Origin of the sequence: Streptomyces sp. NPDC018045 (genome assembly GCF_044327445.1) — a bacterium.
Lineage (GTDB): Bacteria > Actinomycetota > Actinomycetes > Streptomycetales > Streptomycetaceae > Streptomyces.
Map to the genome: position 1 here is coordinate 524,425 of NZ_JBIRFL010000003.1, position 25,033 is coordinate 549,457.

At 70.9% G+C, this 25,033-nt stretch carries 22 protein-coding genes and 1 pseudogene; 8 read left to right on the plus strand and 15 right to left on the minus strand.

Annotated elements, in window-relative coordinates; translation table 11 throughout:
• Positions 1 to 31 precede the first annotated feature (31 nt).
• On the plus strand, positions 32 to 646 hold the full coding sequence (locus ACH4EB_RS09975; protein WP_398346890.1) for a TetR/AcrR family transcriptional regulator: 615 nt from the start codon (positions 32 to 34) through the stop codon (positions 644 to 646).
• Positions 647 to 856: 210 nt separating this feature from the next.
• Here ACH4EB_RS09975 and ACH4EB_RS09980 read toward each other — a convergent pair whose 3' ends face one another.
• Positions 857 to 1,309, minus strand: a complete 453-nt coding sequence (locus tag ACH4EB_RS09980; protein WP_398346891.1) for a MarR family winged helix-turn-helix transcriptional regulator — start codon at positions 1,307 to 1,309, stop codon at positions 857 to 859.
• Positions 1,310 to 1,507: 198 nt separating this feature from the next.
• On the opposite strand from ACH4EB_RS09980, the pseudogene ACH4EB_RS09985 reads away from it, so the two are divergent.
• A pseudogene (locus ACH4EB_RS09985) lies at positions 1,508 to 2,174 on the plus strand (CatB-related O-acetyltransferase).
• A gap of 10 nt (positions 2,175 to 2,184) precedes the next feature.
• Here the strand turns inward: ACH4EB_RS09985 and ACH4EB_RS09990 are convergent.
• The 5 genes from ACH4EB_RS09990 to ACH4EB_RS10010 all read right to left on the minus strand — a co-directional run bounded on the left by ACH4EB_RS09990 (position 2,185) and on the right by ACH4EB_RS10010 (position 6,829).
• Entirely contained in the window at positions 2,185 to 2,616 is a 432-nt protein-coding gene (locus ACH4EB_RS09990) for an ankyrin repeat domain-containing protein (RefSeq protein WP_398346892.1), read from the minus strand.
• A gap of 1,418 nt (positions 2,617 to 4,034) precedes the next feature.
• Positions 4,035 to 4,871 carry an RNA polymerase sigma factor SigF gene (locus ACH4EB_RS09995; protein ID WP_398346893.1) on the minus strand — a complete coding sequence of 279 codons (837 nt, stop codon included), beginning with the start codon at positions 4,869 to 4,871 and terminating at the stop codon, positions 4,035 to 4,037.
• Positions 4,872 to 5,062: 191 nt separating this feature from the next.
• Positions 5,063 to 5,872, minus strand: coding sequence for an RNA polymerase sigma factor SigF (locus ACH4EB_RS10000; protein ID WP_031012303.1), 810 nt, complete (start codon positions 5,870 to 5,872; stop codon positions 5,063 to 5,065).
• Between the two features lie 337 nt (positions 5,873 to 6,209).
• Positions 6,210 to 6,503, minus strand: coding sequence for a Dabb family protein (locus ACH4EB_RS10005; protein ID WP_398346894.1), 294 nt, complete (start codon positions 6,501 to 6,503; stop codon positions 6,210 to 6,212).
• Between the two features lie 161 nt (positions 6,504 to 6,664).
• Entirely contained in the window at positions 6,665 to 6,829 is a 165-nt protein-coding gene (locus tag ACH4EB_RS10010) for a hypothetical protein (RefSeq protein ID WP_365837015.1), read from the minus strand.
• An 828-nt stretch (positions 6,830 to 7,657) separates the two neighbouring features.
• Here ACH4EB_RS10010 and ACH4EB_RS10015 point away from each other — a divergent pair.
• Together ACH4EB_RS10015 and ACH4EB_RS10020 are read left to right on the plus strand one after the other, a co-directional pair.
• Positions 7,658 to 8,026 (plus strand): ArsR/SmtB family transcription factor, encoded by a 369-nt coding sequence (locus ACH4EB_RS10015; RefSeq protein ID WP_398346895.1) that lies wholly within the window; start codon positions 7,658 to 7,660, stop codon positions 8,024 to 8,026.
• Positions 8,010 to 11,321 (plus strand): cation-transporting P-type ATPase, encoded by a 3,312-nt coding sequence (locus ACH4EB_RS10020; RefSeq protein WP_398346896.1) that lies wholly within the window; start codon positions 8,010 to 8,012, stop codon positions 11,319 to 11,321. The genes ACH4EB_RS10015 and ACH4EB_RS10020 overlap by 17 nt, the downstream gene beginning before the upstream one ends.
• Here ACH4EB_RS10020 and ACH4EB_RS10025 read toward each other — a convergent pair.
• Complete coding sequence (locus ACH4EB_RS10025) at positions 11,312 to 12,982, minus strand: LCP family protein (RefSeq protein WP_398346897.1); 1,671 nt, start codon at positions 12,980 to 12,982, stop codon at positions 11,312 to 11,314. The two genes, ACH4EB_RS10020 and ACH4EB_RS10025, sit on opposite strands and share 10 nt — an antisense overlap.
• A gap of 249 nt (positions 12,983 to 13,231) precedes the next feature.
• On the opposite strand from ACH4EB_RS10025, the gene tatA reads away from it, so the two are divergent.
• Positions 13,232 to 13,495 (plus strand): Sec-independent protein translocase subunit TatA, encoded by a 264-nt coding sequence (gene tatA / locus ACH4EB_RS10030; RefSeq protein WP_398347068.1) that lies wholly within the window; start codon positions 13,232 to 13,234, stop codon positions 13,493 to 13,495.
• A 246-nt stretch (positions 13,496 to 13,741) separates the two neighbouring features.
• A complete protein-coding gene (locus tag ACH4EB_RS10035) occupies positions 13,742 to 14,173 on the plus strand; it encodes a hypothetical protein (RefSeq protein ID WP_398346898.1) in 432 nt (143 codons plus the stop codon).
• Positions 14,174 to 14,312: 139 nt separating this feature from the next.
• Here ACH4EB_RS10035 and ACH4EB_RS10040 read toward each other — a convergent pair whose 3' ends face one another.
• A complete protein-coding gene (locus ACH4EB_RS10040; RefSeq protein WP_398346899.1) occupies positions 14,313 to 15,527 on the minus strand; it encodes an acyltransferase family protein in 1,215 nt (404 codons plus the stop codon).
• Positions 15,528 to 16,150: 623 nt separating this feature from the next.
• On the opposite strand from ACH4EB_RS10040, the gene ACH4EB_RS10045 reads away from it, so the two are divergent.
• Positions 16,151 to 16,738 (plus strand): DinB family protein, encoded by a 588-nt coding sequence (locus ACH4EB_RS10045; RefSeq protein ID WP_398346901.1) that lies wholly within the window; start codon positions 16,151 to 16,153, stop codon positions 16,736 to 16,738.
• A gap of 329 nt (positions 16,739 to 17,067) precedes the next feature.
• Here the strand turns inward: ACH4EB_RS10045 and ACH4EB_RS10050 are convergent, their stop codons facing one another.
• Together ACH4EB_RS10050 and ACH4EB_RS10055 are read right to left on the minus strand one after the other, a co-directional pair.
• Positions 17,068 to 17,817: an ANTAR domain-containing protein gene (locus ACH4EB_RS10050; RefSeq protein WP_398346902.1), complete on the minus strand. Its 750-nt coding sequence runs from the start codon at positions 17,815 to 17,817 to the stop codon at positions 17,068 to 17,070.
• A gap of 57 nt (positions 17,818 to 17,874) precedes the next feature.
• The gene (locus tag ACH4EB_RS10055) at positions 17,875 to 18,552 is read right to left on the minus strand and encodes an ANTAR domain-containing protein (RefSeq protein WP_398346904.1); all 678 of its coding nucleotides are present in this window, start codon (positions 18,550 to 18,552) and stop codon (positions 17,875 to 17,877) included.
• 624 nt (positions 18,553 to 19,176) lie between these two features.
• Between ACH4EB_RS10055 and ACH4EB_RS10060 the strand changes: the two genes are divergently transcribed.
• The gene (locus ACH4EB_RS10060) at positions 19,177 to 19,536 is read left to right on the plus strand and encodes a hypothetical protein (RefSeq protein WP_398346905.1); all 360 of its coding nucleotides are present in this window, start codon (positions 19,177 to 19,179) and stop codon (positions 19,534 to 19,536) included.
• A gap of 116 nt (positions 19,537 to 19,652) precedes the next feature.
• Here ACH4EB_RS10060 and ACH4EB_RS10065 read toward each other — a convergent pair whose 3' ends face one another.
• The 5 genes from ACH4EB_RS10065 to ACH4EB_RS10085 form a co-directional block, all read right to left on the minus strand.
• Complete coding sequence (locus ACH4EB_RS10065; RefSeq protein ID WP_398346906.1) at positions 19,653 to 19,964, minus strand: SCO5918 family protein; 312 nt, start codon at positions 19,962 to 19,964, stop codon at positions 19,653 to 19,655.
• Positions 19,965 to 20,064: 100 nt separating this feature from the next.
• Positions 20,065 to 20,511: a hypothetical protein gene (locus tag ACH4EB_RS10070; RefSeq protein ID WP_398346907.1), complete on the minus strand. Its 447-nt coding sequence runs from the start codon at positions 20,509 to 20,511 to the stop codon at positions 20,065 to 20,067.
• Positions 20,512 to 20,556: 45 nt separating this feature from the next.
• Positions 20,557 to 22,086 carry a DEAD/DEAH box helicase gene (locus ACH4EB_RS10075; protein WP_398346909.1) on the minus strand — a complete coding sequence of 510 codons (1,530 nt, stop codon included), beginning with the start codon at positions 22,084 to 22,086 and terminating at the stop codon, positions 20,557 to 20,559.
• 343 nt (positions 22,087 to 22,429) lie between these two features.
• The gene (locus ACH4EB_RS10080; protein WP_398346910.1) at positions 22,430 to 22,633 is read right to left on the minus strand and encodes a cold-shock protein; all 204 of its coding nucleotides are present in this window, start codon (positions 22,631 to 22,633) and stop codon (positions 22,430 to 22,432) included.
• A 605-nt stretch (positions 22,634 to 23,238) separates the two neighbouring features.
• Positions 23,239 to 23,574, minus strand: coding sequence for a MerR family transcriptional regulator (locus ACH4EB_RS10085; RefSeq protein ID WP_398346911.1), 336 nt, complete (start codon positions 23,572 to 23,574; stop codon positions 23,239 to 23,241).
• Positions 23,575 to 25,033: the final 1,459 nt, after the last annotated feature.

A 25,033-nucleotide genomic window follows, 5' to 3' on the forward strand; every position in this document is an offset into this window, starting at 1 on the left:
GTTACGGCTTCGCACTTGTTAGGGTCGGGGCATGACTGTGCCGACCGGACGCCGGGAGCGTAAGAAGGCCGCGACCCGCCAGAAGATCGCTGACACCGCCCTGCGGCTCTTCCTGGAGCGCGGGTACGACGCGGTGGGCATCCGTGACGTGGCCGCCGAGGCCGACGTGGCCGTCACCACGCTCTTCTCCCACTTCGCCTCGAAAGAGGCCCTGGTCTTCGAACAGGACGAAGACTTCGAGCAACGCCTCACGCGGGCGGTCACCGGCCGGGCGCCGCACGAGCCGCTCCTCCCCGCGCTGCGCCGCGAGGTCCACGCCCTGGTGCGGCACTGCACGGCGGACGGCGCCGCCCCGATCTGGCACATGATCGAATCGTCCCCCGCGCTGCGGAAGTACGACGAGTCGATGAGACTGCGCCATGCGGAGTCGCTGGCAACGGCCATCGCCGCCGCCCCCGGCCCGGCACGGACCACCACGGCCTGCCGGGCGGTCGCGCGGTTCGTGGTCGACGCCTACGCGCTGGCCCGTGAGGCGGCCGATCCGGAGGCCGCGGTGGACGAGATCTTCGGCATGATCGAGGCGGCCTGGGAGGTCACCGGTCCGTCTCCTCGTGCGTGCGGAGACGCGAGCAACGGACGTCCTTGAAGGCCCGGTACTCCTTGAGGGCCCGGGAGTCCCTGAAGTCCCGGTAGTTCCTGAGGGCCCGGTAGCCCCTGAAGGGCCTGAAGTCGCCGATGCCGTCGTGGGGCTCGGAACGGACCGCCGGCCCACCGGCCTGTCCCCGGGGAGTTGGGCACCGAGGAGCCGGATTCCAACGAGTCGGACCCCAAGTCGTCGGGTTCCGGAGAGTGGGGATCACTCCGGCCGGGGCGGGAACGGGAACGAGCCCCTCAGCGCGCGGCGGCAGGCTTCGTCGAGTGCTTCTTTTCCGGCTTCTCCGGAGTCCGCCAGGAATTCCGCGTCCAGTTCGGAGACGATGGCCCGGGCCCTGGCGAGCAGCGCGCGGCCGGAGTCGGTCAGTTCCAGCCGGGCGCGGTGCCCCTGACCCCGCAAGGTGCGCTCCACCGCCCCGGTCTCCTCCAGCATGAGGACGGTGGCGCGCATGCTCTGGCTCGTGACGCCCGCGCGGCGGGCCAGGTCGCTGTACGACAGGTCGGCGTCGCGGGAGATGTGACCGAGCGCCCCGAACAGCCGCATGGACAGGCCGATGCCGGCGAGCCGCGCTTCCAGCCGCTCCTGTAGCCGCCGTCCGGTGGCGATCACCAGCATGACGGACGACAGTGCGCTCTCCGGCGCCTCGCTGCTCACCTGTGACTCGCTCCCTACCGGTGCCCGCACGTACTGGACCTTCCGGCATCAGTGTCCCAGGCCGCCGCCGGTCACCCGCGTCAGCGCGATCGATCGGTTAATCGGTCGTCCTCGGCGGCGCTGATTGGGATCATGCTGAGGACCGCGGCCCGCGAGCCGCGATCGTTGCCCACACCCCGTACGAGAGGGCGCCGCGCGATGCCACTTGTCCCCGCCGATCCGAACGTCGTGCATCCGATGCCCGGCCAGCCACGGGTGGTGCTGCTGAAGCCTCTGGTCACCTCGCCGTTGATCGAGATCGGTGAGTTCTCGTACTACGACGATCCGGACGACCCGACCGCCTTCGAGACGCGCAATGTGCTCTACCACTACGGCCCCGAGAAGCTGGTCATCGGAAAGTTCTGCGCGCTGGGCGAGGGCGTGCGGTTCATCATGAACGGTGCCAACCACCGGATGGACGGCCCCTCGACGTTCCCCTTCCCGATCATGGGCGGGTCGTGGGCCGACCACTTCGACCTGATCAGCGGGCTGCCGGGCCGGGGTGACACGGTGGTCGGCAACGACGTGTGGTTCGAGCAGCCGCGCGATGTCCGCCGCGTCGTGGCGGTGGCGGATCGGCCACGGCGCGGTCATCGCCTCCGGGGCCGTCGTCGTGGACGACGTACCCGATTACGGCATCGTCGGCGGCAACCCGGCCAAGCTGATCCGCCACCGCCACGACGCGGCGGACATCGCGCGGCTGCTCGAACTGGCCTGGTGGGACTGGCCGGCCGAGCACCTCACCGAGCACGTACGCACGATCATGTCCGGCACGGTGGACGAACTGGCGGCGGTGGCACCGCAGGCGCCGGAGGCGAAGCCGTGACGGGCCGGGCTCACGCGCCCCGGGGCCGGGCGCCCGCCGCGACGAGCAGGGCCGCCGTCTCCGGGTGGGGCTGGACGTCCTTCGTGGCCCAGTCGAGCGGGGCGTAGCCGGTTCCGCCGTCCTCGCGGAGGTTCGGGTCGGCGCCGTACGCGAGGAGTTCCCGTACGGCGTCGAGGTGTCCCCAGGCCGCGGCCGCGCACAGTGGCGTGCCCTCCGTGCCGCGCCCGCTTTCCGCGTCCGGTACCGCACCGGCGGCCAGGAGCAGACGGACCACGGCCGCGTCGCCGTGCACGGACGCGGCGTACAGGGGCGTGCTGCCCTCGGCGTTCGGGGTGTCCGGCTGCGCGCCGCCGAGCAGCAGCGCGGCGACTTGGGGCGCGTCGCCGAGCAGCGCGGCCGTCACGAGCTTCCGCGCCAGCTTCTTCCGCCTGCGCCGGTTCATGCCCGGCCTTCCGTAGGCGCCACGTCCCGCTCCTCTGCCCGACTGTGCCCGCTCTTCGCGCGCTGTGACAGGAGTTGAAGGTAGTGCGCGGGGGGACGGGAGTCATCAGCCCGTGGTCGCGTCAGCGGTCAGCCCGCGGGGTGACGACCCTGAGCCGGCCTCGGGGGCGGACCGTACGGCGTGTGGCGTCACGGCCTCGCGGTGCCGTGGCGTCACGGCTTCGCGGTGCCGTGGCGTCATGGCTTCGTGGCCGCACGACGGTCAGTGCCAGTCGACGCGTACGTCCTGAGTCTCTATGTGCATCCCCAGAGGTACGCGCCACGCGGACACGCAGACACGCCATGTGGCCGTCCGGCGGGCGCCGCCGGCGAGGGGGGTGGGGAGGGGCTGGGTGGACGTTCTGGTGGCCCAGTCGATGCCCAGGGCGCCGATGATGTGGGTGCTGAAGGTGGCGGTGCCCGAAGTGACCGGCCGGTCACCGGTGTTGTGCAGGCTGAGGGAAACCTTTTCGCACCACCGGACGTCGGTGGCGGTGCGTTTGACGGTGCCGGTGGTGAGGCGGGGCGGAGAGCTGGGCCCGGGGGCGGGCGTGGGGGTGGGCTTGGGAGTGCCTTCAGGGGGCTGGGCGGGAGGCCGTGGTCGTTCGCGAGTGCCTTGGGGAGGGCCCTCGGGCCTATGCCCGGAGGGGCGACCGGCCGGAGCGCCGGGAAGGGAACCGGTGGGGTTGCCGGTGCCGGCGCCGCCGGGGCCGGGGCCGCTGTCAGTGCCGGGGCCGGTGTCGGCGGTGCGGTCCAGTGGGGTGGCGGGGGGAGCGCCGCGTTGACCCGGGGCGGGGGAGCCGGAGCCGGGCGGGTGGGCTGTGCCGGTGCCCGTCGGCGGCCGGGCGGCTGAGCCGTTGCCCGTTGCGGGGGAGCCGGCGCCGTCCAGGGGGGTGAGAGTGACGCCGTCCTGCGGGGGTACCGGTCGTGTCGGGGCCCGGCCGTCCGCCGGACCGGCGGCGCCCACCGCGGCGTAGCCACCGCCGCCGTCGCCACCGCAGGCACAGAGCAGCGTGGCCAGGCACAGGGCGGTGACGGGCAGGAGGGTGCGTGGGGTGCGTGGGGTGCGTGGGGTGCGTGGGGTGCAGGGGTCGCGCGGGACACGGGGAGTACGGGGAGCACGCGCGATACGTAGGGCGCAAGCGGTCCGTCGCATCGGGCCAGTGTTGCTGACGGCACGTCAGTTGCATAGGCCCGGTACAACAGGCAGCGGCCTGTACGGGAGGTCCGGCTCTCCTGGGGACCCGGCTGGTGCCGGCCCTGTCGCCGAACCCGTTGCCGGCTCCATCGCCGTCCCATCGCCGGCCCATCGCCGGACCAACACCGGCCCGTAGCCGGTCGGTGGGAAGCCGCTGGAGCGGTGGAGGTCCGTCCTGGCGCTCAGTCCGAGATCAGGCCATCGCGCAGCGTGGCCAGGGTGCGGGTCAGCAGGCGGGAGACGTGCATCTGGGAGATGCCGACCTCTTCGCCGATCTGGGACTGTGTCATGTTGGCGAAGAAGCGCAGCATGATGATCTGGCGTTCCCGGGGCGGGAGTTTGGCCAGCAGGGGCTTGAGGGACTCGCGGTACTCGACGCCTTCGAGCGCGCTGTCCTCGTAGCCGAGGCGGTCCGCGAGGGAGCCCTCGCCGCCGTCGTCCTCGGGGGAGGGCGAGTCGAGCGAGGAGGCGGTGTAGGCGTTGCCCACCGCCAGTCCGTCGACGACGTCCTCCTCGGATACGCCGAGGCACTGGGCGAGTTCGGTCACGGTCGGGGACCGGTCGAGCTTCTGGGCGAGTTCGTCGCTGGCCTTGGTGAGCGCCAGGCGCAGCTCCTGGAGGCGGCGCGGAACGCGGACCGACCACGAGGTGTCACGGAAGAAACGCTTGATCTCGCCGACCACCGTCGGCATCGCGAACGTCGGGAATTCGACGCCGCGTTCGCAATCGAAACGGTCGATGGCCTTGATCAGACCGATCGTGCCGACCTGGACGATGTCCTCCATCGGCTCGTTGCGACTGCGGAAACGTGCCGCCGCGTAGCGCACCAGCGGCAGGTTCAGTTCGATGAGGGTGTCGCGTACGTACGTGCGCTCCGCGCTGTCCTTGTCGAGCGTGGCCAGCCGCAGGAAGAGGGAGCGGGAGAGGGTACGGGTGTTGAGAGCGTCGTCATCGTGCACGTGTGGTGCCGGCGCGGGAATCGCGGGAAGCACCTTCGAGCTGCCCAGTTCTACGGACATGCCACCCCCTTGAGGTCGCGGTCGGGTCGCTGCGGCGCCCTCGGTCCGCGGCGGAACCGAGAACTTATGCCTCCACCTGAATACCGGAGGCGGCGCCACGGCAAACGCGGTTCCTGCAGAATGTCACATGTCGGCAACGCGCTGTAGCGCCAAGTCGACATATCTGTGCAGGAACGGGTAGCCCGTCCCGGTTAGGCTTCGATCCTGTTTGCGGACCGCAGTCGTGCGAAGCTCCGCGACAGTAGCCGCGACACGTGCATCTGCGACACCCCCAGCTCGGCACTGATCTGCGATTGCGTCAAGTTGCTGTAGTAACGGAGGAGCAGGATGCGCTGCTCGCGCTCGGGGAGCTGGACGAGCAGATGCCGGACGAGGTCCCGGTGCTCGACCCCGGCCAGCTCCGGGTCCTCGTACCCGAGCCGGTCCAGCAGCCCCGGGAGGCCGTCGCCCTCCTGCGCGGCCTCCAGGGAGGTCGCGTGGTACGAGCGGCCCGCCTCCAGGCAGGCCAGCACCTCGTCCTCGCCGATCTTGAGCCGCTCGGCGATCTCCGCGGTCGTCGGCGACCGCCCGTGCAGCACGGTCAGGTCCTCCGTGGCGCCGTTGACCTGCACCCACAGCTCGTGGAGGCGGCGCGGTACGTGGACGGTGCGCACGTTGTCCCGGAAGTAGCGCTTGATCTCGCCGACCACGGTCGGCATCGCGAAGGTGGGGAACTGCACGCCGCGGCCGGGGTCGAAGCGATCGATGGCGTTGATCAGCCCGATCGTGCCGACCTGGACGACGTCCTCCATCGGTTCGTTACGGCTGCGGAAACGTGCCGCCGCGTACCGCACCAGGGGCAGGTTGGCCTCGATCAGGGCGGCGCGGACCCGGGCGTGCTCGGGCGTGCCCGGCTCCAGGCTCGTGAGCTCGGCGAACAGCACCTGCGTGAGTGCCCGCGTGTCCGCGCTCCTGCTCTCGCGGGATGGCGCTTTGGGCGCAGTTCGGGCCGTCACGGTCACGCCACCCTTCTCAGTCCATTCATCCGGCAAAAGCGGTCATAGCATCACAAGACATGTGCACTGTGTGCAAGCACCGCATAACGCCGTGTTGATCGCTGAGTTGATCGACGGGGAGACCCGCGGGGCGTTCCGCCGCGCGGGCGCCCGCGCCGGCCCGCGTGGCGGAACGCGTGGCGGTGGTGGCGGCGGGCGCGGTGGGGACGGCGGTGGTGGTGGCCGCGGCGATGGCGATGGGCCGGACGGTGGTCAGGGCGGTGGGCCAGGTGGCGGGGTGGCACGACAAAGCCCCCCGCCCGCGAGGCGGGACGAGGGGCGTGCGCGCGGCCGGGGCCGAGGCTCAGAACTCGTAGTCGGCGATCACCCAGGTGGCGAACTCGCGCCACTGCCCGGCGGCGGCCTGATGGGCCGGGTGTTCGATATAGCGCTTGAGGGCGTCGGTGTCGGCCACGGCGGAGTTGACGGCGAAGTCGTACGCGATCGGCCGGTCCGTGATGTTCCAGGCGCACTCCCAGAACTCCAGCTCGGGGATCTGGTCGGCCAGCTCCTGGAACGCCTTGACGCCGGCCGCGACCCGCGGCTCGTCGCGTTCGACGCCCTCGTTGAGCTTGAAAAGAACCAGGTGGCGTATCACTGGGCGGTCCTCCGTCGTGCGGTCGGCCCGTGGCCGCTCCGCGCCGCACGTCCCGGTTCGTACGTGTCCATGCGCGTCCGTACGTACCCATACGAGTTCGCACGTCTCCGCATGGATCTGTGCGTGCTTGCGCTCGTACGCTTGCGTACTGCCGGGGCGTCCTACGAGATGAGCTGGGTCATGAACTCGCCGACCCCGTGGGCGGCCGACGAGATGCCCTCGAACCCTATCTGCACGAGATCGGCGGCGCGCGCCGGGGATGTGATGATCGTGTACAGGACGAAGACGATGACCACGTACAGCGCGATCTTCTTCGCTTGCGCCATCTGACTGTCCCCGTCTCCCCTACGGCAGCTCCCGCCCGCCCTTTCCCCAGCCCAGACCGGAGTGCAGACCGGCTGAGTGTAACCACTTCCGTATCAGGGGTGGAGCCGGTGCCGGTGCGGGTGGGGATGCCGGTGGTGACACCGGTGATGACGCCGGTGGGAGTGATGGTGGGGATGCTGGTGGTGGTGTCGGAGGGACGGGTGCGCCGGCCGGCTCCGTGACGCGCGGGCTCACCGTGACTTTAGGGACCAAAGGCCTCCGGAGGCAGGCCCTTTGCCTGCGTCCCGAACGGGACGGGCGCAGCAGGATGGTGGTGTGCCCGGCGGATCTGGCAGGAATGCGCCGGGTACGGGATCCGAGCCCCACTGCGGGGTCCACGCCGCAAGCTTCCCCCCTGACGGCGGCGCGGACTTTGGGGCCCGGTCCACCTTCGGGGGAAACGGCTCATCCCCCGATGCCGTTTCCCCCGACCGCACCCACGGAGCCCCGGCTCCGGGCCTCGCGCCCGGCGTCGGGGCTTCTGTCGTACGGGGTGCCGGAGGTTCTGCCGTACGGGCGTTCGCCGAGTGCTGCCGTACGGGAGGGCAGTGCCGCGTGACGCCTTTCCGGCGGGAGGCCCCGGTGTCCCCGCGGCCCGGTATCCGTACGGACGGTATCCGTGCGAGGCTGCCCGGTCTTCCTACGGGACTGCCCGGTATTCCCACGGCCCGGTATCCGTACGGAGGGGCCCGATATTCCTACGGGGTGGCCCGGTGCCCGGCACCTAGACTGGGACCTTTCGGGGGCACGGGCCCGTACCTGGGGCCCTGGGCGGATGGAGAGCGGCTGTGACGAGTGGCGTCGAGGACGTGGCGGATCCGTCGGCCGAGGTGCTGACGGAAGCCGCGGCGACGTTCGGGCTGCTGGCGTCGCCCGCGCGGCTGCACATCGTCTGGGTGCTGGCGGGCGGCGAGTGCGACGTCAGCGGGCTGGCGGAGCGGGTGGGCGGAGCCCTGCCCGCTGTGAGCCAGCACCTGGCGAAGCTGAAGCTGGCGGGGCTGGTGCGGTCACGGCGCGAGGGGCGCCGCGTGGTGTATCTGGTGGACGACCCCGACGTGGTGTCGATGGTGCGCTGGCTGGTGGGGCAGCTCACCGACCGGACGAGCCGGTCCGACGGCCCGGCGGTTCCGGGACGCGTCCGTGGCCTGGGCGCCTGAGAGGGCCGTGGGCTCCGCGGCCACTCGTACGGAAGGGGAGGCAGCGCCGGGCCCGCACGCCGCACCACCGGGCGTACGGGCGGACAGCGGTGCCGGCCTGCGCGACACCCCCGGACTCACGGCACTGGAAACCCTGCGGCTCCTGGAGAGCGGGCCGCGCGGCCTGACCGAGGCGCAGGCCGAGGAACGGCTGCTGCGGTACGGCGACAACACGGCGCCCGAACGGCGGCCGCCCGGCCGCCCGTGGCGCTTCGTCCGCAGCCTGCGCGACCCGTTCACGACCGTACTGCTGTGTCTGGCCCTGGTCTCGGCCGCCGTCGCCTCATGGGGGACGGCGTGTGTGATCGCCGTACTGGTGGTGGTCAGCGCGGTGCTGCGGTCCAGCGGCGAGTACCGGGCCGAGCGGTCCACGGCGGCGCTGCGCGAACTGATCGCCACGACGGCGACGGTGCAGCGGAGAGCGGCGGCCGGGTCCGCCGCGCGGGCCGCCCGCGCGGGGAGGCCTTCGGGCGCTCCGAAGGGCGGGACGGCCGGGGCGGCATCGAGGGGGGTGGCCGCCCGCGAGATCCCGGTCGATCAGCTTGTGCCGGGCGATGTGATCAGGCTCGGGCCGGGGGACCTGGTACCCGCCGACCTGCGCCTGCTGCGCGCGAGCGGGCTGACGGTGCGCCAGGCGCCGCTGACGGGCGAGTCGGCACCGGTGGCGAAGTATCCGGTGGAGGGGCCGGGGGTGCCGGGGGTGCCGGAGGGCCGAGCGGGTGGGACGCATGCGGCGGAAGGGGCGGGTGCGGCGGTCGGAGCGGGCCGTACGGCTGCCTCCGGCGCGGGCCTCTTCGAACGCCCCGAGCTGTGCTTCCAAGGCAGCAGTGTCGCGTCCGGCAGCGCGACCGCGGTGGTGCTGGCGACCGGTGCGGACACGGTCTTCGCCGGTACGTACCGGCAGTCGCCCAGCCCCGGCACGGGAGCCGGAGCCGGGGCTGAAGCCGGGGCCGAGGGGCGCGGCAGGCGGCGCAGGCCTTCGCGTCGGCCGCGGGAGAGCGCCTTCGACCGTTCCGTGAACGGCGTCTCCTGGATCCTCATCCGTTTCATGCTGCTCACCCCGCCGCTGGTGCTGATGGCCAACGCCGCGCTGCGCGGCCGTGGCCTGGAGACGCTGCCGTTCGCCGTCGCGGTGGCGGTCGGGCTCACGCCCGAGATGCTGCCGGTGATCGTCACCACCGCGCTCGCCCGGGGTGCGGCGCTGCTCGCGCGCGGCGGCGAGGTGATCGTCAAACGGCTGCCCGCGCTGCACGACCTCGGCGCGATCGACGTGCTGTGTACGGACAAGACCGGCACCCTCACGCAGGACCGGCCGGTCCTGGACTGCTCCCTCGACCCCGAAGGCCGGCCGGCGCCCGAGCCGCTGCACTGGGCGGCTGTCAACAGCCTGTGGACACTCCAGCTCGCCGAGCTGCCCACGCCGGACGCCCTCGACGAGGCGATCCTGGAGGCGGCCGAGGACGACTTCGACGAACTGCTCGCCTACGAGGGCGTCGCCGCGCTGCCCTTCGACCCGGCACGCCGTACGTCGTGCGCGGTGGTCCGTACGGACGCGGCGGTGGCGGGCTGGTCAGGTTTCTCCGGCCCCGGGCCCGGTGTCGTCGGTGCGGCTGGTGCGGCTGGTGCGGTCGGTGCGCTCGGTAGGCACACGCTCGTGGTGAAGGGCGCGCCCGAGGCCGTACTGGAGCGGTGCGCCCGCGTCCGTACCGGCGGCCAGGTCACCGAAGGCACCGACGAGAGCCACGACGTCTACGGCTCCCACGGCCCCCATGGTCTTCATGGCCCCGGAGGCACCAACCGCCCCAACCGCCCCAACGGCCCCGAAGACATCGAACTGGACGACGCGGTCCGCGCGCGCCTGTCGCGGCTCGTCGCGGACCGTACGGCGGACGGGCTGCGGCTGCTGGCCGTCGCGGTCGCCGAGCGGCCCGCCAGGCCGTCCGGCCGCCCGTACACGCCGGCGGACGAGCGCGGCCTGACCCTCGTCGGCTTCGTCGGCCTGCGCGACGCGCTCGCTCCGACCGCCGCCGAGGCCTGCGCGGGCCTCGCGCGGCGCGGCGTCACCGTCAAGGTCCTCACCGGCGACCACCCGGGGACCGTCACCCACGTCTGCCGCGAACTCGGTCTCGACACCGGCCCCGGCGCGGTGATCACCGCCGACCGGATCGACGGCCTCACGGACACGGAACTCGCCCGGCTCGCCGCCCGGACGACGGCATTCGCACGCTGCACCCCGGAACACAAGGCGCGCATAGTGGAGGCGCTGCGGGCGGGCGCGGGGTCCGCCGGCAGGGCGCGCACGGAGCGTTCGGACGGTACGAACGCCTCACCCGGCGAACCGATCACTCCCCGCACCGTCGGCTTCCTCGGCGACGGCGTCAACGACCTCCCCGCACTGCACGCCTGCGACGTGGGCATCGCCCCGCGCGACGCCGTCGACGTGACCCGCGAGGCGGCCGATGTCGTGCTCGCCTCGAAGGACCTCAGCGCCATCGACGGCGCGATCGTCACGGGCCGCAGCAGTAGCGCCAACATCGCCACATACCTGCGCATCACCCTCTCCTCCAACCTCGGCAACGTCATCGCCATGCTCGGCGCGGGCCTGCTGTTGCCGTTCCTGCCGATGCTCCCGGCGCAGGTCCTGGTGCAGAACCTGTGCTTCGACGCGGTCCAGCTCGCGTTCGCCTTCGACCGGCCGGGCCCCGCCGCGCTGCGCCGGCCCGCGGCCCTGCGCCCCGCCGACCTGCTCCGCTACATCACCGGGTTCGGCCTGCTCAACGCGGCGGCCGACCTGGCCACGTTCGGTGTGCTGGTGCTCGCGGTGCACGGTTCCGGCCACCCGGGCGGCCAGGACGCGTTCCACGCCGGGTGGTTCACGGAGAACCTGCTGACCCAGGCACTGGTGATGTACCTGCTGCGTACGGGACGCCGCTCGGCGGAAGGCCGGGCGCCCGGCCCGATCCGGATCGCGGTGTGCGCGCTCGCCGTCATCGGGTTGCTGTTGCCGCCGTCGCCGCTGGGCCCGCTGCTGGGGATGGCGGCCCTGCCTCCCCTCTATTACGGGCTGCTGGCGGCGGTGCTGGTGCTGTATGGGGCCGGGCTGGCGTGGGCCAAGGAGCGGTACGACCGGAACGCGGCCGAGGAGGACCCGGACCTGGGCCCGGGCACCGGCCCCGCATCCGCTCCGTACGGCTCACCCACCCCGTACGACCCGTCCGGCGCGTCCGGCCCGCCCGGCCCCTCGCCTCATCCGTAGGACAGGTCCGAGCAGATGCTGTCGTCGGCCGAGCGCGCCTTGCCGGCGATCGCCGATGACCCGGACGAAGGAACCGGATCCGGAGCGGACGCGGCCGAGGTCTCCAAGGCCGGCGCGGCCGCGTACGTGGCGCCCAGGACGACCTTGACGCCCGGTGTTGCCGTCGGCACGAGCTGAGCACCGCGGAAGTGCGCGGCGACCGTCTTGGCCTCGGCTTCCTTGCCCGCGCCGTACTCGACGACGGTGGTCGCGTGGTCCTGGGCCCGTGCCGTCGCCGTGCCGGTGACGGTGAAGCCCGCGGACTTGAGCTGACCGGCGGCGCGGGCGGCGAGACCGGTCGCGGTGGTGCCGTTGTAAACGGCGACGCTGATGCCCGCACCCGTACCCGAAGAATGCGCACCCGATGAATCCGCGCCCGAGGAACCCGCACCCGATGAACCCGATGACGCGGACGGCGACGGCCCCGCGGAAGCCGGCCCCTTGGCGGTGCCCGGTCCTCCCGCGTCCTTGCCGTCCAGGGTGCGGTCCGCCTTGATGTCCGCCCACAGCCTGTCCGCCGCCGGGTGCTCGATCGCGACCCGTTCGCCCTGGTAGCGCCAGGGCAGCGTGACGAATTTGGTGTTGTGCAGGTCGATGTCCTTCAGGGACATGGCGAAGGAGAGCAGCTTGTCGGCGGAGTCCAGGCCCGGGTCGACGGTCATGGACCGGGTGGCGGCGTTGGCCAGCGGCAGCAGGGTGGTGGGGTTGAACCCCTGCTCCTTGACCTTCTTGAGGAGCGAGCCGACGAAGGCTTGCTGCCGCTGGATGCGTCCGATGTCCGAGTTGTCGCCGATGCCGTGCCGGATGCGTACGTAGTCGAGCGCCTGCTGCCCCGAAACGGTCTGCTTGCCCTTGGCGAAGATCTGCTTGCCGCGGGAGTGGCGGTTCGGGTTCAGGTCGCCCTCGTAGATGTCCTTGGGCAGGCAGACCGGGACGCCGCCGATCGCGGAGGTCATCGCCGAGAAGCCCGCGAAGTCGACGACGACGGTGTGGTCGACGCGTACGCCGGCCAGCTTCTCGACCGTGTTCTGGGTGCACGCCGGATTGCCCTGAGGGCTCTCGCCGACCGAGAACGCCGCGTTGAACATGGCCTGGTGCCGCGGTGCCGTCCACTTGCCGTTCGGCAGCCGGCACGGGGGTATCTCCACCAGGGTGTCCCGGGGGATGGAGACCGCGACCGCGTGCTTGCTGTCTCCGTATATGTGCAGCAGGAAGGCCGTGTCCGAGCGGCCCACGTCGCCCTCGCCGCCCCCGAGCGAGCTGTTGTCGCCGGACCGTGAGTCGGAGCCGATGACCAGGACGTTCTGGCCGCCCGCCCCCTCGGCGGGGCGCTCCGGGCTGACACCTTCCGCGCCGAAGGTGGTGATGTTGCCGTTGAGCTTGAAGTAGAACCAGCCGGCCCCCGCGGTGATCAGTACGAGCAGCGAGACGGCGACGATGCCGACCGTACGCAGGGGCCGCCGCCTGCCACGTACGGCGCGGCCCTCCGCACGGCCCGCCGCACCCCGGCTGTTCTTGCCGCCCTTGCCGCCCTTGCCGCCCTTGTCGGCCTGCCCGCCCTTTCCGGCCCGCCCGGTCCGTCCGGCGCTCCCGGCCGCCACCTTGTGGCTGCTTGCTGTCATGTGTGCACCTCACCCGCGTGGCTCTGTGCCGAGGAAGACGGGCGATCCGGCCCGTTGGTTGTACAGTTGCGCAATGTAGCAAGTTATAAAGCGGACAAGCTGCCGGGTCGGTACGGGCCGGTGGCCGGGGTGGCCGCGGTGGTTCCGGATGCCCTGGCGATCCGGGATGCCCCGGCGATCCGGGATGCCCCGGTGGCCCTGGTGGCCTCGATGGCCCCGGCGGCCCGGAGGAAGAAAGGCGGGACGAAGATGCTGCGGAACGGACTGGAGCCCTGGCACCTGCTGGTCGTGGCGCTCGTGGTGATCCTGCTGTTCGGCTCGAAGAAACTGCCGGACACGGCACGGGCCCTCGGCAAGTCGCTGCGAATCCTCAAGAGCGAGACCAAGGCGATGAAGGGCGACGCGGGCGCCGGGGGCGACGTGGGCGACGGGGAGGCCCGTACTCGTACGGCCGGAGGAGTCGTACCGGCCACGGGCACGGCGGCGACCGACCGTGGTCCGGCCGAGCGCTGACGGAGCAGCCGAACCGGTTGACGTCCGCCCCGCCGGACGTCAACACCGGCAACCTCCGCCAACCCCGTTCCGTCCGGTGATCGTTCGGCCTGCTCGGAGGCCGGGACGCCTACGGGGCGCGGCGACGCGGCGCTCCGCCGCGGGAAGCACGCACATCCGCGGGCCGGTCCGCCGCCCATAATGGTTGACGCGCGCCGCGATCAGCGTGCCGCGCCCAGCACCAACCACGAGGGGAAACAGCACCGGATGAGCACCGAGCGCAAGCCTTCCATACACGCCGGACGCGCCGGGCGTGCCGTACGGGCAAAGGCCGGGCGGGTCACCGCCGTTGTCGTGGCCTTGCTGCTCGGCCTGATGGGAGCGGCGGGGTCCGCGGCGGCCGCGACGCCCGCTCCGGCGGTCGCCCACAGCGTCCAGCAGCAGGCCGGTGGCGCGCCGGCCGCGCAGGCGGAAGCCGCCCCGGCCTCCTTCCACCACCACGCGAAGGCCGCCTTCGGCTCCAAGGACAAGGACAAGAAGGACAAGGACAAGAAGGAAAAGAAGAAGAAAAAGGGCTTCTTCAAGAAGCTCGGCATCTTCCTGATCGTGCTGCTGATCGTCTTCCTGGTCGTCATCATCGTGGTGATCTGGCTGATCGTGCACTTCGTCCGCAAGGCCTTCCGCCGCCGCAACGGCTGATCCCCACGCGACGCCCGGCGATCCCCACAGCCAGGCAGCCAGACAGCCAGCCCCCGCCGCAAGCCCGACCACGCGGCGGGGGCGCTGCTTTTCCGACCGCTGGGCCCCCGCAAGAGGGGCCCGAGCAGTGGAATCGGCACTACTTGACCGGTTCCGGCTCCGGTTCCGGTTCGCGGTTGGGCGGTGGCTCCGGATCGAACCTGGCTGTCCGGGGCGCGGCGGGTACGGGCGCCGCTGCCACCGCCGTCGCCGTCGCTGGCTGCCCGGTGCGGCCGCGGCGCGGGGCGACGTGCCGGCGGACGTCGTCGATTCCTCTCCGCATGGTGGTACGGAGCCACTTCCCGAGGGGACGCTCGACCACACGGTGGACGAGCCAGGCGGCGACCAGCATGAGAACAGTCACCGAGGCCACCAGGACCGGGGCGGGGACCCTGCCGCGGAAGTGGTGGATGAGGGTCATGCCGATGTTCATGTGGAGGAGATAGAGCGGGTAGGTGAGCACTCCCGCGGTGGTGAGCCACTTCCACCGAATCCGGTCCAAGAGTCCGAGCGCGATCGCGCCGACCAGGGCGAAGGCCGCGATGATGACGAGACGGGCGGGCCAGCTCGGCAGGGCGGCCGCGACCGCCTTGCCGAGGCTCGTGGCCATGCGGTGGTCGATGTACCGCTGAGCGAGCAGCAGTTGCAGGGCGACCAGGGCCCACAGGATCGCGTTGGGCCGGTGCCGCCGCATGAGGTAGAAGGCGATGCCCGCTATGAAGAACGGCGCGTACTGCGGCATCGCGAACGAGGTCAGCAGGGGCGTGTTCAGGCCCGGGGCGAGCGCGGCGGCCACCGTCCACACGCCGCACAGAATCAGGCAGTTGCGGTAGGTGACACCGAACCACACCACCGCGACCATGATCAGGTAGAACTTCAGCTCCACGAACAGCGTCCAGTACACCGGGTCGATGTCCGGGGAGTCATCACCGGACTGCAGCATGGACAGATTGTTGATGACCCTGTCCCAGCCCGGGAAGGAATCCACCTCCGGCCAGGTCTTCACCACCACCGTGGTGAGCAGAATGCCGGCCCAGTAAGCGGGAAAAAGGCGGGAGAGACGGGAGACGGCGAAGTCCCCCAGCGTGCGGCCCCACACGCTCATGCAAATGACGAAACCACTGATGAGGAAGAAGACCTCGACCCCGAGCCACCCGTACTGGGCCGCTCTGTGGCCGGTCGGGAAGATCGTGCTCGTGTCATGCCCCCAGGGCCGGGCGAGCGCCACATAGTGGTAGAACACCACCATCAGCGCGGCCAGCAGCCGTAGCCCGTCCAGTGCGGCGAGCCTGTTCCCCGAGCGGAGCTCAGCCATCGTGTATCCCCCCTGCGCGCCCTGGTCAGGGGCGCTCCATGCTGTGAAATGGAGATGAGCACAGGTCACGAAGAACCGGTGCCCGGGTTTTCCGTCTTTCCTTCACGCACCGCTCAGGACCGGTCACAACAGGCGATCGCAAAGGAATCCGGCCCTCGCCGACGCGCGGACACTCTTCATGCCCGATGGCCCTGGACGCTTTCCCGGCCGCGAAAAGCCGGTGAAATACCGCGGTACCGAGACGCGTCTGCTGCTGATGATGACGCCAGACCGCACGCGGTTCATCACGCCACCACTGAATGATGGATCGCGACGGCTTTGGCAAGTCGGTCGATGCCCACCTGACTTGGCATGGCAGTGGTGTGGGTGGGTGGCTGTTTGTCCCAAGCCGCGGGGCTTCAGCCACTGGCCCGCATGCTCAAGGGTCCTCTTGGGGGCGGCCGGGAGTCGGCAGGGGGCCCGTGGCGCGCCTGGGGCTGTGGGACTGTGGGACCTGTCGCGAAAGTAGATCGTGATCAGGGGCGAACCCTGCGGTGTGCCCCGGGGGCGTCCGGTTGGCGTTGCCGCGAGGTGGGCGTCACCTGAGTCGTCGTGCAGCCGGATATTCGATTTCCGCCGCGTCGATGGTGTGCGAGGGTCGGCCAGTGGCTGCCTCCCGAAACGAAACCGCCCCGCAGTACGCACTTGGCCTGCTGCGCCGGCAGTTCGACCTGACCTGGGAGCTGTTCGAGTACCACCTGGAGAGGCTGGAACCCGACGATTTCCTGTGGGAGCCCGCCGCGCACTGCTGGACGGTACGCCGGGCCGACGACGGGACGTGGGTGCCGGACTGGGCGGAGAGTGAGCCCACCCCAGTGCCCGTACCGACCATCGGTTGGCTGAGCTGGCACATCGGCTGGTGGTGGAGCGTGGCCATCGATCACGCTCACGGCAGAGCGCCCCGGGAGCGGAGCTGCGTCACCTGGCCGGGCGCTGGCCGGCCGACTGCCGAGTGGCTGCGGGGACTGCGTGCGGACTGGCTGGCGGCCCTCGACCGGTTCACCGGTGCCGACCTGGACGCGACCGCCCCGTTTCCGTGGCAGAACGATCCGCACCACACCGTCGCCCACATGGTCGCCTGGGTGAACGCCGAACTGATGAAGAACGCTGCGGAGATCGGCCAACTCCGTCTCCAGCGGGCCGCCGGCCACCCTTCGACGACCCCGGGCTGACGGCTGGTGGCGGCGGGAAAGTGCCGGCCATGGGCGTGCGTTGAGGGCTGCGGCCAGCGCTGGTCGTCCTGTGGCGGACAGCGAGGTTGTCGTATCGCGTGGCTCCCGCCGGCCGCGGCGTCCTCCTCGCCCTGGTCGCCTTGGTCGTCCTCGGCGTCCTCGGCGTCCTCGGCGTTCTTGGGTTCTCCGGAGGTCGGGTGCAGGTGGGTGCCGTCGCGTACCGCGTAGTAGAGACGTACGGCCTTCTGGGCCGCGCGCTCACTCAGACCCCGCATACGGCCCGGCGGGCCGGCGACAGGCGCGTGCCGCCGGCGCCCGTCGGCCGTCCTTCACTCCGGCTGCGTGTCGGTTGTCGTACGGGTGTGCTGGCCGGCTGAGGGGACGAGGCCGTGGTCGATGACATCGCGGGCGACGGTGGTCAGCAGCATCTGGTGGGTGCGGGCGTGGCGGCGGATGGCGTTGAAGGCGTGGTTGAGGGAGGTGTTGCGGCGGGCGGCGAGGATTCCTTTGGCCTGTTCGATGATGATGCGGCTGTGCAGGGCGGTGTGGAGCTGTTCGGTGACGGCCTCGTGGTGGTGCAGGGTGTGGGCGTGCAGGAGGCCGATGGTGGCCGCGTCGGCGAACGCCTGGGCCAGGGCGAGGTCGGCGGGGGGCAGGGCACGGGCGGCGGTGCGCAGAAGCAGCAGGCTGCCGAGGATGTCCTCGCGCAGTCGCATCGGCACGGCGCAGGTGTAGTGGTAGCCGGCGTCGCGGGCGTGGGCGGTGAAGTCGGGCCAGCGACTGCGGGCGTCGGCCCGGCGGGCGGGAGCCTGGGCGGTGGCGGTGCGGTAGGCGTCCAGGGCCGGGCCCTGCACCAGGGCGGCGTCCAGGACCTGCTGGAAGGCGGCGCTGGGGTCGCAGGGGGCCGGGCTGTGCAGCCGCTCGCCGGGGTAGGCGAGCAGCACCGCGGCGTCGGTGATGGCCAGGACCTGCCGGCAGCGCACGGTCATCTGATGCAGGAAGTCGACGACGTCGAAGTCCTTGACGAAGGTGTCGGCGAGTTCCACGAAGGTCTGGGTGATCTGCGTTTCCCTGCTCACGGCGTACTCCTTTCTGGTACACGCAGGGGTGCCGGACGGAGGCGGTCCTGCGGGTGGTCACTGCGGCAGGTCCCTGATGATGTCGTGGGCCGTTTCCGTCAGGGAACGGCCGGCGGCGTACGCCTGGGCGCGCAGCCGGGCCAGGGCCTCGGCCAACGGGACGCCGAGCCGTACGCTCAGCACGCCGGTGGCCTGATGGACCTCGGCCCGGTGCATGTCCACCTCCCCGGTGGTGCCCGGGCCGTCGGCGGCGGCGGAGGCGGAGACGGTGGGCCAGTGGGCCAGGACGTGTTCGGCCAGTACATCGGCGATCAGCCACCCGTCGGCGGCCTGCCGTACGGTCAGCGGGCCCGGCGTGTGCCGATAGCCGGTCAGCGACCCGGCCGCCACGGCGCCCAGGCGCACCGGCCACACGAAAAGCCCCGCCACACCGAGGGTTTCGGCCTCGGCCGCGAACTGCGGCCAGTATTCCTCGGGGAGTTGCCGCACGTCCGGCACCTGGCACAGTTCCGGTTCCGGCGGCAGGCTGGGGCCGTGGCCGAGGACGAACTGCATGTCCTCCAGCCGGGCGCTGGTGCGGTCGCTGAACCAGACCAGCTCCTCCTCCAGCGTGACGGCCACACCGTCCAGCCCGAGCGCGACCGCGCACTGCCCGGCCCACTGCTGCCCCTGACCCGTCTCGGCCGACGGGCCCAGCGAGGTCAGCAGTTCATCGATGACTTTCAGCGTCCCCATCACCCGCCTCCCCGCCCGTACGGACGGACCGGCACACGCCAGACAGCGGCATGGCCGCTACCGGCAGCGTAGACCCACACCGGTCCACCGAGGAGCCGCAACAGCAGAACAGCCCCGTATCGGGGCGCGTCCTCGTCCCGGCGATCTCGGGCGCTGACTTCGCCGCCGAGTGGAGTCACCGGCGCGCTGCATAAGGCGGCGCTGGCCGGAGGACGGCACCGCCTCGGGGGATCGCACCGGCTGATGCCGGACCGCTGAGCTGGCGAGCCGCTGAGCTGCCGGCCTCCCGGGCCCCTGCCTCCCGGGCCCCTGCCTCCCGGGCCCCTGCCTCCCGGGCCCCCGTCCCCGGTCCGCCGGGCCGGGTCCGCCGGGCCGGGTCACCGACCGGTCCGCCCGTTCCTGTTTCCACCCGGTGGGAAAAACACACCCCCGCTGACAAACCAAGGGCTCCACCGTCCGGTAAGAGCGGAATCCCGAAGCCGTCTCCCGCCGGAAATGTCCTTCCCGGCGGACGCCGGGTGCGGGGGCGCGGCGCCGGTGACGTCCGGGTGGTGCGGCTCCGCGTTTTTCGTGGAGTAGCGCTGCTTGAGCTGATCGGACGGTTGGCGATTAAAATCGGCTTTCATGTCGAAGCCTGACGAACTGCTCGTTGACGTCGCCGCTCTGGTGGAGTCCGGGCACAGCAATCAGATGTCTCTGACCGTGGTCGCCTGCGGTGCTGTCATCACGGGGCGGCTGGCTCCCGAAGCCGTCTGGAGGCAGCGGGTGTCGGAGGTTTTGGCGGGATCGGACCGCCTGAGCGATTTCTCCGCCGTGTTCACCGCCGCGAAGCACGAAGAGGGGCCGCCCACGCATCTGCACTTCCACGTGGCGCGGATTCTGCAGGGCACGGTGGGGATCCCGGAGACGGGCGGGATGTACCGCGTGGCCATCGAGGACGTCAGCGCCTGGACCATCGGCGACTTCAGTTACTCCGACCACTGACCCACTCCATCTCCGCCACGCCGGGAACGGCTCGGTACGCGGTGAGGGGCCCCGACCGGCGTTTTCCGGTCGGGGCCCCTCACCGCTGCTCTGCCGGCGGCATGCCGGCCCGTCGGTCAGGCTGCCGCAGGGGCGCCGAGCATTGCGGAAGCCGCTTGCAACGGGTCGAGAACGCGCGTGGGCGCGGCGGCCGGGGGAAGGTCGCGGCAGGTGAAGCCGAGCTGGGTCATGGCCCGCAGGACTTCGCCGGCGCTGAAGTCGCGGCGGTCCTGACGGGTGATGACCTGGCCGACCTGCTTGACGGGGTAGGTACGGCGACCGATGATCACGGTCGGGCCGGAGGCCTGCTCGGGCTTGACCCCCTTCATCGACTCCAGGACGCCGCTTTTGGTGAGATCGAACGGGAAGCGGGCGATGACACAGCGCATGATGCCTCACAGGGAGAGGACCGAAGGGGGAAGGTTCCGCCGCGGCTGAGGCGGCTGAGACGCCTGATGCGGCTGATGCGGTTAGGGCGGCTGCGGCGGTTCAGCGGGCAAAGGCCAGGGCGAGAGCGCCCGGAACGCCGCCGTGCTCGTCGACCACAGGCCTGGGCACAGGCGCAGGTATAGGCGCAGGCACATGCAGGGCATCGAGCCCGCCGGAGCCCATCGCGTACTCGGCATCGTCCATGGCGCCCACGGGATGGGCGAACCGCCCGCGATCACCGAGGATGTCGCGCAACTGGACCCGGTCGGTGTACGCGGAGCTGTCACGGGCCGCGGTGAGCTGGGCCTGGGTGAGAAGCGCGGTGCACAGGTCGTCGTTGTCGCAGACGAGGAGGTGCCCGGTACGGGCGCCGGCCATGACGGACAGGGCGACCTCGACGGTCATGTCGTCGCAGACCTGCGGCCCGCCGGTGTCCATGGCGTCGGCCGCCGTACTGTGCACGGAGGCCGCACTCGTCGAGCGGTACTGCATCTGGACCAGCGACAAAAGGTGCCTCCTGCAGTGGTGGGTCAGTTTCCTGATCAAGAAGTTCTAGGCCGCCGCGTCGAAGGAGGTCTGCCGTACGGTCTTGCGGCGGGCAGCCGAAGCGGCGCTGCGCCGGCCGCGGGAGGCCGTGCTGCGCTTACGCCGCTCGGGCACCGGCGCGGTGATCGTCACGGGAATGCCGGAGGGCGCTTGGGCGCCGGTGATCCGGCTGAGGGCCTCTTCGCCGGAGTGGACCTGGGTGGTCTGGGGCACGATGCCGGCCGCTGTCATGAGACGGGTCATGTCCCGGCGCTGGTTGGGGGTGACCAGGGTGACGACGCTGCCGGACTCCCCGGCCCGCGCGGTGCGGCCGCCACGGTGGAGGTAGTCCTTGTGGTCGGTCGGCGGGTCGACGTTGACGACGAGGTCGAGGTCGTCGACGTGGATGCCGCGGGCGGCGACGTTCGTGGCCACGAGCACGGTGACGTGTCCGGTCTTGAACTGGGCCAGGGTCCGGGTGCGCTGGGGCTGCGACTTGCCGCCGTGCAGGGCGGCGGCCCGTACCCCGCTGTTGAGCAGGTCCTGTGTCAGCCGGTCGACGGCGTGCTTGGTGTCCAGGAACATGATCACTCGGCCTTCGCGGGCCGCGATCTCGGTGGTCGTCCGGTGCTTGTCGGCGCCGTGGACGTGCAGTACGTGGTGCTCCATCGTGGTGACCGCGCCCGCGGACGGGTCGACGGAGTGGACGACGGGGTCGGTCAGGTAGCGGCGGACCAGGCGGTCGACGTTGCGGTCGAGGGTGGCGGAGAACAGCATCCGCTGGCCCTCGGGGCGTACCTGGTCCAGGAGCGCGGTGACCTGGGGCATGAAGCCCATGTCGGTCATCTGGTCGGCCTCGTCCAGGACGGTGATCGCGACCTGGTTCAGCCGGCAGTCGCCGCGGTCGATGAGGTCCTTGAGCCGGCCCGGCGTCGCGACGACGACCTCGGCGCCACCCCGCAGCACACTGGCCTGCCTGCCGATCGACATGCCGCCGACGACGGTGGCGAGACGCAGCTTCACGGAGCGGGCGTAGGGGGTGAGCGCGTCGGTCACCTGCTGGGCGAGCTCACGCGTCGGCACGAGGACCAGGGCCAGCGGCTGACGGGGCTCGGCGCGCTGCCCGGCGGTACGGGCCAGCAGGGCCAGGCCGAACGCGAGGGTCTTGCCGGAGCCGGTGCGCCCGCGCCCCAGGGCGTCGCGCCCCGCCAGGGTGTTGGGCAGGGTCGCACCCTGGATCGAGAACGGGACGCTCACGCCTTGCGCGGTCAGCGTGGCCAGCAGCGGGGCGGGCATGTCGAGGTCGGCGAACGCCTCGACCGCGGGCAGCGCGGGGGTGATCGTCTTCGGCAGGGCGAACTCGCCCTGGACCGCGGCGGGCCGCCGGCCCTGGCCGCCCGAGCGGCCCGAACCGCCATTACGGCTCGGACCGCCGGAACGGGTCGGGGCGGGCGAGCCGGAGCGGGCGCCCCGCCTGGAACCGGCGCCGGACCCGAAAACGGGGGCCTCGGTCCGGCGGGAGCGGGAGGAACGGCTGTTCGTACGTGTGGGGTTCATCGTGAACCTTCCTTGATACGGCACGTATCAAGGAATTCCCGCAGCGAAAGATGCAGCGCAGGGAATCACAAGAACGAACCGAATGGAATGCGAAAAGGATGGTGGCTTGCAGTGCATCCAGTGCGGAATGCAAGCTGTAAAATAGGTGACGTCAGTCGGACGTGAAATCCTGGACGTCGACCGATGCAGCTCCGAAAAGGCGCGAATACCCTAGGGTCGCGTACACCTGAGGGCGGGGCTGCGGGCGGCGGTGGCCCACAGGTGGCACCACTGCGGGAAATGTCCGTAGCTGGGATCCGCACCCCGAGGGATGCGGGCCCCAGCTACGAAGTGCGCGTCAGCGTCAGGCGGGAACGATGTTCTCGGCCGTCGGGCCCTTCTGGCCCGCCGCGACGTCGAAGGTGACCCGCTGGCCCTCAAGCAGCTCGCGGAAGCCCTGGGCGGCGATGTTCGAGAAGTGGGCGAACACGTCGGCGCCCCCACCGTCCTGCTCGATGAAGCCGAAACCCTTGGCCGCGTTGAACCACTTCACGGTGCCTGATGCCATGTCATATCTCCTTTGGGGCAGTACGCCGGGACCCGCAATGCGCGGATACCGGGTCGCCGCGATGATGCCCCGTCCGGAAAAACACCGGCGATACAAAAAAGCTTCCGGCCGCCGGGAAATCCCGGCGAAGAAGCTCGAAAGTTTTGGGAACCACAACTGCAACTGAAATCGACAGTAGCACGAGGTCGTGACCCGTGTACAGTAAATAACTTCGCTTCGCTGCGTGTCATAAAAACGCTCGCCGCCCTGGGCGTTAAAGCCTCATCTCGCGGCCATAGATATGCCCCACCCGGAGCGGAGCGTTTCAGGAGAAGCAGGCGCTGCGCGCGACCCGGCGGGCACAACTATTCCGGCGGTACGGTCTCGCCCGACGCCGGTCCATGGTCCCGTAGCCGGTCCGTCGCCCCGGTCCCGTAGCCGGTCTCGACGCGGTTCGGGGGCCGGGTGGCCAGTGGACGGCCGGAAAGGCGGGCGGCCAGGCAGACAGCCAGGAAGACAGCCAAGCGATGAGTGCGCTGCCTGCGATCGCTGCCGTGGGGGCGGTGCCGGCGCGGCTGGCACGTGTGTGCGGGGTCCCGCCGGTGCCCGGTGGGCGGCGCGCTGCCTCACGCCACGGGCGATCCCGCCGCTTCGGCGGTGCGGCGGAATTCGGCGTTGCTGCGCTGAGCTTCTTCGAGCTGGTCTTCGAGGATGACGATGCGGCAGGCGGCTTCGATGGGGATGCCCCGGTCGACGAGTTCGCGGGCGCGGGCGGCGATGCGCAACTGATGGCGCGAGTAACGGCGGTGGCCGCCTGCCGAGCGGAGCGGGGTGATGAGGCGGGCATCGCCGATGGCGCGGAGGAAGCCCTGGGTCGTGCCGAGCATGTCGGCGGCCCGGCCCATGGTGTAGGCGGGGTAGGTGTCGTCATCGAGACGGCCGTACGAGTCGTCTGCTGCCATCGGACCTCTCTGTGGAACGCGTGGAGGGGCCCTGGCGCCTATGGCACCAGGGCCCCGAAGGAAGCGTTACACCATCTGCCGGCCTTGCTGCTGCGCCGGCCTTCTGTTTCCGCGGACCCGACCGATACGAGGACGGGAGCGCGGGGATCGCGGTTGCTTGACCGGAGACCACCTCACTATCGATGTCCTGCGGTACCCGGGCTCAGCCTTCGGCCCGGGCGATCCTGATGGCGCTCAACTCCTCCGTTCTTCCCCTCTGAACCTCGCTGAGCGGGAACTGTGTACTGCTGTTACTACCTACTGCTGTTACTGCCTACTACTGGTACTGCGAACTGCACTTGCGGTACCACTGACGGGGCCCCTGATCACTGCGGGCCACCCGGTCCGGTCGTCAGCCCCGTCGCCCTCCTGCGTCTGCTTCGGCTTCGGAACTCCACGACCGCACCGTCCTGCAACTGCACTTGCGGGTCCTGCTGCCCGGCAGTTCATCTCTGCCGGGCCTTACTCGATCTCGACTACGAGAGAAACCATAGCCAGCCCACAGCTCAATGTCTACCCCAGTCACCACAGATTTTCGCCCACCATGGAGAGAGATGGTCGACCTCGCCCACCGGCTCCGTCACCTGTACGCGCTGATGGAGCTGCTCATAGGCGTGCGCACGTCGCGGTCAGTCCGTTCCGACCCGCGCCCCGGCGGCACGTGCCGGCGCTCGCGCCCCCGGACTGACGCCCCTCTTGCGGGGGCATCCGGGAGTCCGTCGCCTCCCGTCGGGCGACCCGCAGGAGGTGACGTGGCCCCGGGGCAGCGACGACACCCACGTACCGGGGATCACCGGCGAGCCACGCTTCGGTAACCCGCCCGGACTCCACCGCGCGCACCCAGAAGTGCCGCCTTGCCCCGATCAAACCGCCATAACCGAGACTCACGATCTTTTCCGGCCGCTCCGGGTCCGGGACGAGGAACTGCGTACTGCCGTTCTTCTTAGGCGTTTTCGTGCAAGTGGCCGGCCGATGATGCGGAGGCCCTGAAGGGGCTGACGTTCGATCTGCGGCTGGGCGGGATCAGGGCGTGGGGGGGGGGGTACGACGCCGCTGACCACACGTACCAGTTGTTCGTCCCGGCCCGGCGGCACTGTGCGGGATGTGACGCCCGGGTCACTGCTCCTCATCAGTGAACGGCAGGGCGTCCTGTGCGTAGATGCGGCGTTCGTAGCTGACGTTGAGCTCCCAGACCGCGAGGAAGATGCGGGGCACTTTCTCGGGGCGACACCGCCTACGGCTACGTGATGCCCCAGGCCGCCTGATCAGCGCCCCAAGATTTCTGCACGCCCAGGAAGGAGAAGGGGAAATTCTTACGAATTCCCCGCCGGAAGCGATGTCAACACAATCATTCCCCTCAGGGAAGGTCAGCCGGAGATGGCGGTGGAAGGCATGGATCCCGCATGATCGAATATGGAAT

Excerpts from the sequence above, each read along its gene's own strand:
- ACH4EB_RS09975 (WP_398346890.1), top strand. The coding sequence starts at position 32 with ATGACTGTGCCGACCGGACGCCGGGAGCGTAAGAAGGCCGCGACCCGC.
- ACH4EB_RS09990 (WP_398346892.1), bottom strand. The coding sequence starts at position 2,616 with ATGAACCGGCGCAGGCGGAAGAAGCTGGCGCGGAAGCTCGTGACGGCC.
- ACH4EB_RS09995 (WP_398346893.1), bottom strand. The coding sequence starts at position 4,871 with ATGTCCGTAGAACTGGGCAGCTCGAAGGTGCTTCCCGCGATTCCCGCG.
- ACH4EB_RS10010 (WP_365837015.1), bottom strand. The coding sequence starts at position 6,829 with ATGGCGCAAGCGAAGAAGATCGCGCTGTACGTGGTCATCGTCTTCGTC.
- ACH4EB_RS10025 (WP_398346897.1), bottom strand. The coding sequence starts at position 12,982 with ATGACAGCAAGCAGCCACAAGGTGGCGGCCGGGAGCGCCGGACGGACC.
- tatA (WP_398347068.1), top strand. The coding sequence starts at position 13,232 with ATGCTGCGGAACGGACTGGAGCCCTGGCACCTGCTGGTCGTGGCGCTC.
- ACH4EB_RS10035 (WP_398346898.1), top strand. The coding sequence starts at position 13,742 with ATGAGCACCGAGCGCAAGCCTTCCATACACGCCGGACGCGCCGGGCGT.
- ACH4EB_RS10040 (WP_398346899.1), bottom strand. The coding sequence starts at position 15,527 with ATGGCTGAGCTCCGCTCGGGGAACAGGCTCGCCGCACTGGACGGGCTA.
- ACH4EB_RS10045 (WP_398346901.1), top strand. The coding sequence starts at position 16,151 with ATGGTGTGCGAGGGTCGGCCAGTGGCTGCCTCCCGAAACGAAACCGCC.
- ACH4EB_RS10055 (WP_398346904.1), bottom strand. The coding sequence starts at position 18,552 with ATGGGGACGCTGAAAGTCATCGATGAACTGCTGACCTCGCTGGGCCCG.
- ACH4EB_RS10060 (WP_398346905.1), top strand. The coding sequence starts at position 19,177 with ATGTCGAAGCCTGACGAACTGCTCGTTGACGTCGCCGCTCTGGTGGAG.
- ACH4EB_RS10065 (WP_398346906.1), bottom strand. The coding sequence starts at position 19,964 with ATGCGCTGTGTCATCGCCCGCTTCCCGTTCGATCTCACCAAAAGCGGC.
- ACH4EB_RS10075 (WP_398346909.1), bottom strand. The coding sequence starts at position 22,086 with ATGAACCCCACACGTACGAACAGCCGTTCCTCCCGCTCCCGCCGGACC.
- ACH4EB_RS10080 (WP_398346910.1), bottom strand. The coding sequence starts at position 22,633 with ATGGCATCAGGCACCGTGAAGTGGTTCAACGCGGCCAAGGGTTTCGGC.
- ACH4EB_RS10085 (WP_398346911.1), bottom strand. The coding sequence starts at position 23,574 with ATGGCAGCAGACGACTCGTACGGCCGTCTCGATGACGACACCTACCCC.